Here is an 11351-nt window from a genome sequence, read left to right on the forward strand (position 1 = left end):
GCCCGCCGGGTTTCCTCGCTGTCGCGGTGGGCCGCGGGGATTCGGCCCTACACCACCCCGACCGGGGCCGGCCGCGGGGGGGGGGGGGGGGGGGGCGCCGGCCCCCCCCCCCCCTTCGGTCGTCCCGGTGCGTCAGGGCTTGATGATCACCTTGAGGGCGGTGCGGTCGTCCATCGCGCGGTAGCCGTCCGGGACCTCGTCCAGGACGACGCCGCGGTCGAAGACGGGCGCCGGGTCGATCGCGCCGCTCAGCACGTCCTCCAGGAGCTCCGGGATGTACGCGCGCACCGGGGCCACGCCGCCGCGCAGGCTGATGTTGCGGTCGAACATCACGCCGAGGTCGAGGCCGGTGCCGCTGCCGTGCGGGACGCCGACGTAGCCGATGGAGCCGCCGTCGCGGGTGATGTTCACGGCCGTGCGCATCGACTGCTCGGTGCCGACCGCCTCGATGACGGCGTGCGCGCCCTGCCCGCCCGTGAGCTCGCGCACGGCGGCCTCCGCCGCCTCGCCGCGTTCGGCGACGACGTCCGTCGCCCCGAAGAGCTTGGCGATGTCGGTACGGGCCGCGTGCCGGCCCAGGGCGATGATCCGCTCGGCGCCCAGCCGCTTCGCCGCCAGGACACCGCACAGGCCGACCGCGCCGTCGCCGACGACGGCCACGGTGGAGCCCCGGCGGACGCCGGCGCCCAGTGCCGCGTGGTGCCCGGTGCCCATCACGTCGGACAGCGCGAGCAGCGCGGTCAGCAGGTGGTCGTCGGAGGCGGCCTCGGCGGGCAGCTTCACGAGGGTGCCGTCGGCGTGCGGGACGCGGACGGCCTCGCCCTGGCCGCCGTCGTGGCCGACCGAGCCCCAGAACCCGCCGTGCACGCAGGAGGTGTACAGGCCCTCGGAGCAGTAGTCGCAGGTGCCGTCGGACCACATGAACGGGGCGACGACCAGGTCGCCGGTGCGCAGCCCCGCCACCTCGGAGCCGGTCTCCTCGACGATGCCGAGGAACTCGTGGCCGATGCGCTGGCCGGGCTGCCGCGCCGCCTCGCCGCGGTAGGCCCACAGGTCGCTGCCGCAGATGCAGGCGCGCAGGACGCGGACGACGGCGTCCCCGGGGTGCCGGACCGCCGCGTCGGGCACCTCCTCCACGCGTATGTCGTACGGGGCGTGGATGACGGTGGCGCGCATGCTGGTACAGCCCTCCGGGTCAGGGTTCGGTTCGCGTCCGGCCATCGTTGGCCGATACAGCTTCCCTACCGTACGCCTGCCCGGACGCGGCGAGCGCACCGGTGGTCAGCAGGTACTGGGCCGCCGCGTAGGTGGCCATGATCCAGAAGTCGGGGCGGGGCAGCTGGGGCCAGGCGGCGACCCCGCTCGCGATGAGCGAGTCGGACAGCAGGAACAGCGCCCCGCCGATGCCCGCGCGCAGGCCGAAGACGCCCGCCCGGCAGGCCATGGCGGTGAGCAGCAGGCTGTAGCAGGCGACCGGGATCCGCAGGTCCACCGGCAGGTCGCCCCACAGCAGCCCGACGGTGCCGAGCAGCGCGGCGGCGTAGCCCGCCGCCAGGGCGGGGTGCGTCCGGCCCCGGCCGAAGAGGACGAGGTAGCAGACGTGCCCGGCGGCGAAGGAGCCCATGCCGACGAGGAAGGCGGGCTCGGCGTCGAAGAGCAGGGCCAGGTCGCCGCCCCAGCCGAACGCCAGGGCCGCGAGCAGCAGGCGGGGGGCCCGGCGCGTGACGGCGAACGCGGTGAGCAGCGGCATCAGCAGCGGCTTGAAGAGGACGTGCCCCGGGTGCCAGTCGGCGAGCAGCGACAGGAGGTCGGCGGCGGTGGCGGCGGCGAACGCGGCGAGCAGCACCCGGCCGGCGGTCGCCCGCGCGCCGGAGGCCGCGCCCGCGCCGTGGGCGCCCGGTCCCGCTGCCGCGGAGGCGGCGGGGGCGCTCACGCGGCCCGCTCCGGGGCGGGCGTCGCGACCGGGGCCTCGGCGGCGGGGGCGGCGGTGGGGGCGGTGGCTGCGGCGGGCTGCCAGCCGGGGCCGCGGAAGACCCGTCCGGCGCGCTCGCGCCAGCTGCGCGCGGCGCGCACGTCGCGGGCGATGGCGGCGTACTCGTGGGTGGCGACGCGCAGCGGGTTGTGGGTGCTGATGTTCTTCGTCAGCCCGAAGACGGGCTTCTCCTCCTCCGGGACCCAGGAGCCGAACATCCGGTCCCAGATGATCAGGATCCCGCCGAAGTTGCGGTCCAGATAACCGCCTTGGGAGGCGTGGTGGACGCGGTGGTGGGAGGGGGTGTTGAAGACGTACTCGACCGGGCGGGGCAGCTTGTCGATGCGCTCGGTGTGGATCCAGAACTGGTAGAGGAGGTTGACCGAGTAGCAGAAGGCGACGGCCGCCGGGTGCACGCCGACGGCGATCATCGGCAGGTAGAACGGCCAGGAGGTGGCGCTGGTCCACGGCTGGCGCAGGGCGGTGGTGAGGTTGAACTTCCGGCTGCTGTGGTGGACCACGTGGCAGGCCCACAGGATCCGGATGACGTGGTGCCCGCGGTGCTGCCAGTAGTAGAAGAAGTCCTGGGCGAACAGCATCAGGAGGAAGGTCCACCACAGGAACGGAACCCGCAGCGGGGTCAGTTCGTAGACCGCCGTGTAGATCGCGACGACCGGGATCTTCCACAGGAAGTCGAAGAAGATACTGCCGATGCCCATGGTGAGGCTGGTGACGGCGTCCTTGGTCTCGTACCCGGCGGCGTCCTCGTCGGGATGGATCCGGTAGCTCACCACCTCGATCACGGTGAGCAGGACGAAGGCGGGTATGGACCACAGCACGACATCGGGCAGATTTGGCATGGGCGCACCTTAGGGCGAGTTCCGGGGTGCCGCTAGGGGTTGTTACCGATCAGTATCCGATGGGGTTACCCCGGGTACAAGGGGGAGGATGCGTGGCAGGGTTCGAGACGGCCGCCCTACGGGCGGCGAGCACGGCGGCGGGGTGGCTGTGGAAGTCGCAGCTCGGGCAGGTGCCCGGCGCGCGCCTCACCGACCGGCCGGTGCGGCCGGCGGCGCGCTGGCGCCGGCCGGCGGAGCTCGGCGCACCGGAGCTGCGCCGGCTCGCCGAACAGCTCGCCGACCGGCTGGGCGGGGCCGCGTCCCGACTGCCGGAGCACGAACGGCTGGCGGCGCTCGACGCGGTCGCCGACGCCTTCGCCCTCGCCGGACCGGACCGACTGGACGCCGACGCCCTCCTCGCGGCGGACCTCGACCCGACGCAGCTGGCGGCGAAGGTGCCCGTACCGCCCGCCGCGGGCCTGGACCCGGCGGCCGAGGCCGTGTGCCGGGACCTGATCCGGCTGGCCTGCGTCCACGCCGTGGAGTACCTGACCACCCTCCCCTCCTTCGGGGCCCGCGCCGATGTCGAACTCGTGCGCCGCACCGGCACGTTGCAGCGCACGGTGGACCGGCTCGCCGACCGTGCCGACGGGGCGGCCCACGCCTTCGAGGAGCGGTACGCGCGGTACGTGGCCGACACCCACGGGCGGCTCCAGCTGTTCGGACTGACCACCGGCCGGCGGCGGGAGGAATGGCCGCTGGACCTCGCGTACATCAGCCTCGCGGTGAGCGGCGAGCAGCAGCCGGCGCTGCCCGGCGAACCGGGCGTGCACCGGACCACCACCAAGGCGGAACAGGCCCTCGCAGCGGCGGACCGGGTCCTGCTGCGCGGCCCGGCGGGCTCCGGCAAGAGCACCCTCGTGCAGTGGCTGGCGCTGACCGCGGCCCGGCGGAGCGGCGGCCCCTGGAACACCTGCGTCCCGTTCGTGCTGCGGCTGCGCGCGTTCACCACCGCCGAGAACCTGCCGCTGCCGGAGGAGTTCCTCAAGGCCTCGGGGGTGCCCTTGTCGGCCCCGCCCGGCTGGGTCGAGGAGCTGATGCTCGGCGGCCGGGCCCTGGTCCTCGTCGACGGCGTGGACGAGGTCCCGCAGCGCCTGCGCAGCCGTACGGAGACCTGGCTGCGCTCCCTCGTCTCGGCGTTCCCGAGGGCGCGGTACGTGGTGACCACCCGCCCCTCGGCGGTCCCCGAGGACTGGCTGGCCGGGCAGGGCTTCGTACCGCACGCGCTGCTGCCGATGGAGCGCGAGGACGTGGCGGCGTTCATCGCGCACTGGCACACGGCGGCGCGCGCGGAGGCCGGACCGGCCGGGGAGGACCTCGACGCGTACGAGGCCTCCCTGCGGGAAGCGGTCACCGCCCGCCGGGACCTGAGCCGGCTGGCCACCAACCCCTTGATGTGCGCGCTGCTGTGCGCGCTGAACCGGGACCGGCGGATGCAGCTCCCCCGGGCCCGCAAGGAGCTGTACGACGCCGCGCTCGACATGCTGCTGGTCCGCCGGGACACGGAGCGGGAGATCGCCGGGGTCGAGGGCGTGGACCTCACCCGGGACGAGCAGATCGTGCTGCTCCAGCGGTTCGCGTACTGGCTCATCCGCAACGGGCAGGTCGAGGCGGGCCGTGACGAGGCCGTCGAGCTGGTGGAGGAGTGGCTGGAGGGCATGCCGCAGGTCCGCGAACAGGCGGGTGCGGAGCAGGTGTTCGCGCACCTGCTGATCCGCAGCGGGCTGCTGCGCGAGCCGGTGCCGGGCTCGGTGGACTTCGTCCACCGGACCTTCCAGGACTACCTCGGCGCCAAGGCGGCGGTGGAGTCACGGGACTTCGGCGTGCTGGTGAAGAACGCGCACGACGACACCTGGGACGACGTGGTCCGCATGGCGGTGGGCCACGCCCGCCCCGACGAACGGACCCGCATCCTGCGGGGCCTGCTGAAGCGTGCGGACAAGGTCAAGGGCGCCCGCAGCCGCCTGATCGTGCTGGCCGCGGCCTGCCTGGAACACGCCCCGGAGCTGGACCCGTCCCTGCGCCGCGACATCCAGTCCCGCACGGCCGATCTGCTCCCGCCGCGCACCATCTCCGAGGCCGAGGAGCTGGCCAGGGCCGGCGATCTGGTCCTGGACCTACTGCCCGGACCGGAGGAGCTGAGCGAAGAGGCGGCCGCCGCCACCATCCGCACCGCCGCCGTTGTCGGCACCCCCCACGCGCTGGCGGTCATCGCCCGGTTCCGGCACGAGCGCCGGGCACGGGCGGTCGTCCAGCTGGCCCGCGGCTGGTCGCACTTCGACGTGGACGAGTACGTGGACACGGTGCTGAGCGAGGCGGCGCTGGAGAACGTGTACCTGTGGGTGGAGAACACGGAACTGGCGGCCGCACTGCCCCGGGTGCGGCACCTGCGCTACGTGATCCTGAACGGAGACCTGGAGATCCCGGACGAGGTGATCGGCCGCCCCGAGGTGGAGCGGCTGACCGTGGTGCGGAACACACGGTTGACCGATCCGACGCCGCTCGCGGCGATGGAGGGGCTGACCCATCTCGGCTTCCAGGACTGCCCGCACCTGTCCACGATCGCCCCACTCGGCGGCCTTCCGCTGCGCGATCTGACCCTGGCACGGGTGGAGAGGGGCCTGTCACTGGCACCTCTGGCGAAGCTGGGCGGACTCACCGGGCTGCACTTGGACTACGCCACCGAGGTGGACTCGGTGCGCGGCATCCCGGGCGACGCCGACCTGACGACGTTCGCCCTGTGGAAGGGGGCGCGCCATGTCGACCTCGTCGGCCTCGAACGCTGGCCCGCCCTCGCCTCGCTCACGCTCGCCGGCGACAAGCAGCTCGCGCAGCTGGCAGGCCACCGAAGGCAACCGCCCCTGCGCACGCTGCAGGTCCTGGGTCAGGACGGCTTCGATCCCGCCGTCCTGCCCCGCTACGAGGACCTCCGGTTCCTCGGAGTGAGCGCGTCCACCTTCACCGGCGGCCTCCGCCCGCTGAGGAACCTGCCGAACCTGACCGAGCTCGTCCTGCTCGACTGCCGCGGGCCGATCGACCTCGCGCCGCTCGCCGCCCTGGAGCAACTGGAGATCACCGTGCACCCGGGCACGGTCGTCCAGGGTGCGGAGCAGATCCCGCCGGAGCGGCTCACCTTCGTGAAGTACTGACCCCCCGGGCGGGATCGGGCCGTCACCAGACCCGGACCGAGCCCCCGCGGGCGAAGGCCGGGCTGGTGGCGTCCGGCGGGGGCTGCGGCAGGGGCTCGGCGATCTCCGCGACCGTCGGGCCGTGCTTCGCCGCCAGCGCGTCCAGCAGCGCCAGGTCGAAGCCGTAGACGCGGGCCGCGTTGCCGCCGACCATCGCGGCGACCTCCTCCCGCGGGAGGCCCGCGTACGCGATGCGCAGGCCCTCGCGGGAGTACGGCGTGGTGCCCTCGTCGTGGGGGTAGTCGCAGCCCCACATGATCTTGTCGAGGCCGATCCGGTGGCGCAGCGGCACCTCGTGCGGGCGCATGAAGCTGGCGCCGACGAAGCAGTTGTCCCGCCAGACCTCGCTCGGGCCCCTGCCCATGGCGTCGGCCAGGCCCGCGCCGAACTTGGACTCGGCGGTCGCGGCCCTGGCGGCGGCGTTCACCAGCCGGCCGTGGTAGTAGTCCAGCATCTCCAGGACGCCCGGGATCCAGCCGGAGCCCTGCTCGGTCAGGACCAGCTTAAGACCGGGGTGGCGGCGGAAGGCCCCGCCGAAGACCAGGTGCCACAGGGCGCGGTGGGAGAACCAGGTGGTCTCCACCATGAACACCGCCCGGGCGGCCGGCTCGTCCCCCAGCGGTGGCGAGGCGGAGCCTCCGTGGTGGTTGACGGGGACGTCGAGCTCGTCGCAGACGGCCCAGATCGGGTCGTAGGCCGGGGAGTACAGTTCCGGGACGCCGCTGCCGGGCGGGGCTCCGGGGAGCAGGACGCCCCCGGTCAGGCCGACCTCCTTCGTACGGCGGATCTCGCGCACCGCCTCGTCCACGTCGTTCAGCAGGATCTGCGCCACGCCCGCCCGGCGGCCCGGCGCCCGTGCGCAGAAGTCGGCGAGCCAGCGGTTGTGCGCGCGCAGGCCCGCCCAGCGCTGTTCGAACTCGGCCCGGGTCGGGGCCGGGGCCATCAGGGAGGCGCTGGGGAAGAACGGCGGGATGGTGTTGGGGAAGACCACCTCCGCGACGATGCCGTCGGCCTCCAGCTCGGCCAGCCGCCGGTCGGAGTTCCAGTTGCGGTCGGCGGTGTCGGCGAGGAGGTCCTCGTACGGGTTGACGTACGTCGCCGCCCAGGCGTCGAAGTCGTCGTGGTGGCGCTTCTCCAGGTACGGCTTGTAGTCGAGGAGGTCGGCGCCGGCGTGGCAGTCGGCCGAGATCACCGTGTAGCGGTCCTGCGTCACGGCGCCACCCCCAGGACCGGGAAGTCGCTGCCGGTCAGCCAGTGTCGGCCGGTCTCGCGGGACCGGGCCCAGGACGCCTCCACGGCGGCCTGGTCCGCGGGCTGGCCCAGGTCGGCGGGGGTGGGGCCGATGCGGCGGGCGATCGGGGCGAGCTTCCCCGTGTCGAAGCCGAAGACCTCGGCGGCGGCCAGGCCCAGCATGCGGCGGGACTCGGCGACGGGGATGTCGTGGAAGGTGTCGCGCAGCCACTGCCGGGTGGCGGGCCAGGTGCCTTCGGGGTGCGGGAAGTCGGAGCCCCAGAGGATGTTGTCCACGCCGATCTCGTACCGCTGGGCGAGTTCGCGCCGCTTGGTGTTGGTCGCGCAGATGAACACCTGGCGGTCCAGGTACTCGCTGGGCGGCCGCTTCAGCTCGGCGAACGGGGAGAGCTTCTTGCCGCCGTGCGCGCCGAGGTAGAGCCGGTCCATGAACCACAGTTGGTTGGGCAGCCACCAGCAGCCGGCCTCGGCGATCCCGAACCTCAGCCCCGGGTGCCGTTCGAACACCCCGGACCAGAGGAGGAACCACAGCGGGCGGGCGGGCCACCAGGTGACCTCGGAGACGTAGATCCCGAGGTGGTCGCCGTACTCGTGGCGGGGTGCGGCCCCGGAGTGGGTGACGACCGGCATCCGCGTCGCGGCGGCCGCGGCCCAGACCGGGTCGTAGCGGCGGTCGTGGTACGGGGCCTTGTCGACCCACATGGAGGGGATCATCAGGGCGCCCAGGCCGGACGCCTTGGCCCGGTGGATCTCGGCGACGACCTCGTCGGGTTCGCCGGTGACGGGCAGCAGGGCCACCCCGCAGTGGCGTTCGGGACGCTCGGAGACGAACTCGGCGAGCCAGCGGTTGTGTGCCCGGGCGCCGGCCATGCCGAGCTCGGGGTCCTGGTCGCCGGAGAGGCCGAGGCCGACGCCGAAGGGGGCGGCGGTCTGGCTGTCCACGGCGTCGGCGTCGGGGAAGACGACCTCGGCGGCCACCCCGTCGCCGTCGAGCTCCTTGAGCCGCTGACCGGTGTCCCAGCCGCCCCTGAGGCCCTCCTCGTGGTCGTGGAACCACCGGGCGGCGAAGGCCTCGTTGCGGATGCCGAGGCGGGTGGCCTCCTCGCGGCGGGCGTCGCGCTGGCCGAGGAACTCGTCGAACGCGCGGTGGAAGCGGGAGTCGAGGTAGGGGCGGTACTGCTCGGTGGGCAGTCCGGCGTGGCAGTCGGAGGAGACGATCAGGTACGGGTCGTCGTACGCGCGGTCACGGTCGCGGTCGCTGTCGCTGTCACGGTCGCTCAACGGTGGCTCCTCAGTCGAGGATGAAGCTCTCCAGGTAGGCGGGGTTGGCGCGGTCGAGCATGGACTGCGACCGGGCGCGGATCTGGCGGTCGCTGTGCTCGCTCGGCGGCAGCATCCAGAAGCGGTCGGCCCGGATCCCGTCGACCACGTGCGCGGCGACCTCCTCGACCGGGGTGAACCGCACCTCGTGGCCGGCGGCCCGCATGGCGGCCTCGTACTGGTCGAGGGTGCGGTACGGGGTCTTCCGCGGGCGCTGCTTGGCGTACCGCGCGGGGCGGTTGCGGTGGGACTCCCACAGCCCGGTGCGCAGCATGTGCGGTCCGGGGAAGAGGACGGAGGCCCCGATGGGCGCGCCCTCGGCCTTGAGGTGGGCGTAGAGGGACTCGGTCATGGTGACCACGGCCGCCTTGGTGACCGCGTAGACGGAGGCGGTGGGCAGGGGGGCGATGCCGCCGTCTCCGGAGGAGGTGTTGACGATGTGGCCGGGGGTGCCGGCGGCGATCATGCGGGGGACGAAGGCCTGGATGCCGTGGAAGACGCCCCAGACGTTGACGGAGAAGGCCCACTGCCAGTCGGCGGGCTCGTGCTCCCACATCCGTCCTTCGGCGCCGGAGCCGACGCCCGCGTTGTTGCAGAGCACGTGGACGCTGCCGAAGGCCTCGTACGCGGTGTCGGCGAGGGCGAGGACGGAGGTGCGGTCGCCGACGTCGACGCGGACGGGGAGCACGTCGGCGCCCTCCGCGGTGAGTTCGCCGGCGGCCTTGTGCAGGGCGCCCTCCTCGACGTCGGCGAGGACGACCCGGAGGCCCTCGGCGGTGAAACGGCGGGCCATGGCGAGTCCGATGCCGCCGGCGGCTCCGGTGACGACGGCGGTCTGGCCGGCTTCCAGTCGCATGTCACGCACTCCCGTCGGGCGGACCGTCGAAGGCCTGCTGGGGGTCGTCGTAGCGCTGGTGGAGGTAGGGCAGGAGGGCCTGGGCGCTGACCCGTTCGACGGCGCGGCCCTGCTGGTCGGTGGTCTTCTCGCCGATGGTGATCTCGACGATGCGGCGGACGGCGAGGTCGGCGACGGGGTCGAACATCGACTCGCGCAGGACGACGTCACCCGTGACGTGCTCCAGGGTGCGGACCTTCTCGTGGCGCATGCAGTGCACGAGCACCGGGTCGTCCTCGAAGCCCGAGCCGTCCACGGCGGGCAGGAACTTGAAGTAGAAGTCGGTCCTGCGGGCCGGTGCGGGCGGCGGCAGCTCCCGGTCGACCGCCCCGCGCACCTCCACGAAGGCGATCCCGTGCCGGGTGAGCGAGGCCCGTACGACGAGCCCGTCGCGCTCGACGGTGACCTCGCCCAGCTTCTTCGGCTCGCCGAAGACCTCGCGGCCGCCGGTCAGGGCGCGCTCGTGGGTCATGGGCATCACCAGCGGGTACCAGCCGTCGACCTCGCCGTGCCGGGCGGCGACCGCCACCGATCCGGCGCCCAGGGGGTAGCCGGGCAGGTCGACCCGGCTCATGGCGGCCCGGACCAGGGGCCGTTCGGCGGGCTTGAGCGGGGGCGGCAGGACCGCCGCCACCACGTCGGGGTCGCTCTCCCAGACGGCCACCACACCGGTGGACCAGATGTCGGGGAGGCTGGAACTCCTCGCGCGCGAGGCCGCGATCTCGGCCTCGGTGCGCGCTCCGTACCGTACGCGTGCCATGGGCTCGCACCACCCTTCTGGGGTCCCCCGGACGAAGTCCGGGGAGGTTTCTGTAACACAGTTACACCGACCCCGATGAAGGGTAAAGACCCCAGCGCACAGTGAAATTGACGGTGCGACAGATTTCGACGGATTGGCGGCGCCCCCCCATGGCCAGGTCCGCGCTCACCCGGGACGAGGTGCTGGAAGCGGCCGCCCGCCTGGTCAAGCAGCACGGCCCGGGCGCCCTGACCATGCGCCGGCTCGCCGCCGAGCTGGGCACCGCGGTGACCTCCATCTACTGGCACGTCGGCAACCGCGAATCGCTCCTCGACGCGCTGGTCGAGCTCACCGTGCGGCAGATGGGCGCGATCCGGCCGACCGGCGGCACCCCCGCCGAGCGGGTCGTCTCCGTGGCCCTGGCCCTGCGCCACGAGCTGCGCGCGCACCCGCACCTGATCGCGATGGTGCACGAGCGCGGGCTCACCGACCGGATGTTCCTGCCCGCCCAGCAGGTCCTGGTCCGCGAGGTGCACGCGGCGGGGCTGCGCGGGGCGCGGGCCGCCGACGCCGTGCGCGCCGTCCAGTTCCAGGTCGTGGGCTTCGTCCTGGTGGAGCGCAACCGCGAGCGCTCCCCCGCCCAGTCCCCGGCCGAGGGCGACCTGTGGGACCTCCGGGCCGCCGGGGACCCGGCCCTGTCCCGGGCCCTGGCCCGCCCCGCGGACCCGGAGCGGCTGTTCCTGCTCTCCGTCCGGGCCCTGACGGAGGCGCTGCTCGTACCGGGGTGAAGCCGCCCCGGGAGAACCGGTGGCGGCGCCCGGAACGCGTGGTCCACCGGCTGTTGCCCGGGTCGGCCGCCTGCGGGCCCGGCTGCCGGCAGGCCACCGCCGGGGGGCTCGTTGCCGGGCCCGGCCGACCGCAACGCGGCCCGGCCGCGGCCGGAATCCGACCCCGCCGGGATCCGGACTGTCAGCGGGGGCCCGTATCCTCTGTGACCATGCTCGACGACCGTACGACCGCAGAGACGACCTGGCCGAGCGGGCGTCCCACCCGGGGCCCGCGGGGCGTGGGGGGTTAGCGCCCGCGG

Annotated in this window: 9 protein-coding genes; 2 read left to right on the plus strand and 7 right to left on the minus strand. The window is 73.8% G+C overall.

Annotation, left to right across the window (positions count from 1 at the left end):
- Positions 1-132: 132 nt before the first annotated feature.
- From ACFVGY_RS18035 to ACFVGY_RS18045, 3 genes are read right to left on the minus strand one after another with little or no spacing between them, the layout of a single operon-like run.
- Positions 133-1176 (minus strand): zinc-dependent alcohol dehydrogenase family protein, encoded by a 1044-nt coding sequence (locus ACFVGY_RS18035; RefSeq protein WP_385678174.1) that lies wholly within the window; start codon positions 1174-1176, stop codon positions 133-135.
- Between the two features lie 19 nt (positions 1177-1195).
- On the minus strand, positions 1196-1933 hold the full coding sequence (locus tag ACFVGY_RS18040) for a lysoplasmalogenase (RefSeq protein WP_385677965.1): 738 nt from the start codon (positions 1931-1933) through the stop codon (positions 1196-1198).
- Positions 1930-2832: a sterol desaturase family protein gene (locus tag ACFVGY_RS18045; protein WP_385677968.1), complete on the minus strand. Its 903-nt coding sequence runs from the start codon at positions 2830-2832 to the stop codon at positions 1930-1932. The genes ACFVGY_RS18040 and ACFVGY_RS18045 overlap by 4 nt, the downstream gene beginning before the upstream one ends.
- A gap of 92 nt (positions 2833-2924) precedes the next feature.
- Between ACFVGY_RS18045 and ACFVGY_RS18050 the strand changes: the two genes are divergently transcribed.
- Entirely contained in the window at positions 2925-6020 is a 3096-nt protein-coding gene (locus ACFVGY_RS18050; protein WP_385677970.1) for an NACHT domain-containing protein, read from the plus strand.
- 22 nt (positions 6021-6042) lie between these two features.
- On the opposite strand, the gene ACFVGY_RS18055 is transcribed toward ACFVGY_RS18050, so the two are convergent.
- Genes ACFVGY_RS18055 through ACFVGY_RS18070 form a run of 4 tightly spaced genes read right to left on the minus strand, consistent with a single transcriptional unit; the run spans position 6043 to position 10285 of the window.
- Positions 6043-7272 (minus strand): amidohydrolase family protein, encoded by a 1230-nt coding sequence (locus ACFVGY_RS18055; protein ID WP_385677973.1) that lies wholly within the window; start codon positions 7270-7272, stop codon positions 6043-6045.
- The gene (locus ACFVGY_RS18060) at positions 7269-8591 is read right to left on the minus strand and encodes an amidohydrolase family protein (RefSeq protein WP_385677975.1); all 1323 of its coding nucleotides are present in this window, start codon (positions 8589-8591) and stop codon (positions 7269-7271) included. Before ACFVGY_RS18060 ends, ACFVGY_RS18055 begins: the two co-directional genes overlap by 4 nt.
- A 10-nt stretch (positions 8592-8601) precedes the next feature.
- Entirely contained in the window at positions 8602-9486 is an 885-nt protein-coding gene (locus tag ACFVGY_RS18065) for an SDR family NAD(P)-dependent oxidoreductase (protein WP_385677978.1), read from the minus strand.
- Position 9487: 1 nt separating this feature from the next.
- The gene (locus ACFVGY_RS18070; protein WP_385677981.1) at positions 9488-10285 is read right to left on the minus strand and encodes an acetoacetate decarboxylase family protein; all 798 of its coding nucleotides are present in this window, start codon (positions 10283-10285) and stop codon (positions 9488-9490) included.
- Positions 10286-10434: 149 nt separating this feature from the next.
- Between ACFVGY_RS18070 and ACFVGY_RS18075 the strand changes: the two genes are divergently transcribed.
- Positions 10435-11052, plus strand: a complete 618-nt coding sequence (locus ACFVGY_RS18075; RefSeq protein WP_385677984.1) for a TetR/AcrR family transcriptional regulator — start codon at positions 10435-10437, stop codon at positions 11050-11052.
- Positions 11053-11351: the final 299 nt, after the last annotated feature.

Source organism: Streptomyces sp. NPDC127106, assembly GCF_042677605.1.
Classification (GTDB): domain Bacteria; phylum Actinomycetota; class Actinomycetes; order Streptomycetales; family Streptomycetaceae; genus Streptomyces.

What these genes read in the sequence shown, in the direction of transcription:
- ACFVGY_RS18065 (WP_385677978.1), bottom strand. Translation starts at nt 9,486, where the DNA reads ATGCGACTGGAAGCCGGCCAGACCGCCGTCGTCACCGGAGCCGCCGGC.
- ACFVGY_RS18035 (WP_385678174.1), bottom strand. Translation starts at nt 1,176, where the DNA reads ATGCGCGCCACCGTCATCCACGCCCCGTACGACATACGCGTGGAGGAG.
- ACFVGY_RS18075 (WP_385677984.1), top strand. Translation starts at nt 10,435, where the DNA reads ATGGCCAGGTCCGCGCTCACCCGGGACGAGGTGCTGGAAGCGGCCGCC.
- ACFVGY_RS18070 (WP_385677981.1), bottom strand. Translation starts at nt 10,285, where the DNA reads ATGGCACGCGTACGGTACGGAGCGCGCACCGAGGCCGAGATCGCGGCC.
- ACFVGY_RS18045 (WP_385677968.1), bottom strand. Translation starts at nt 2,832, where the DNA reads ATGCCAAATCTGCCCGATGTCGTGCTGTGGTCCATACCCGCCTTCGTC.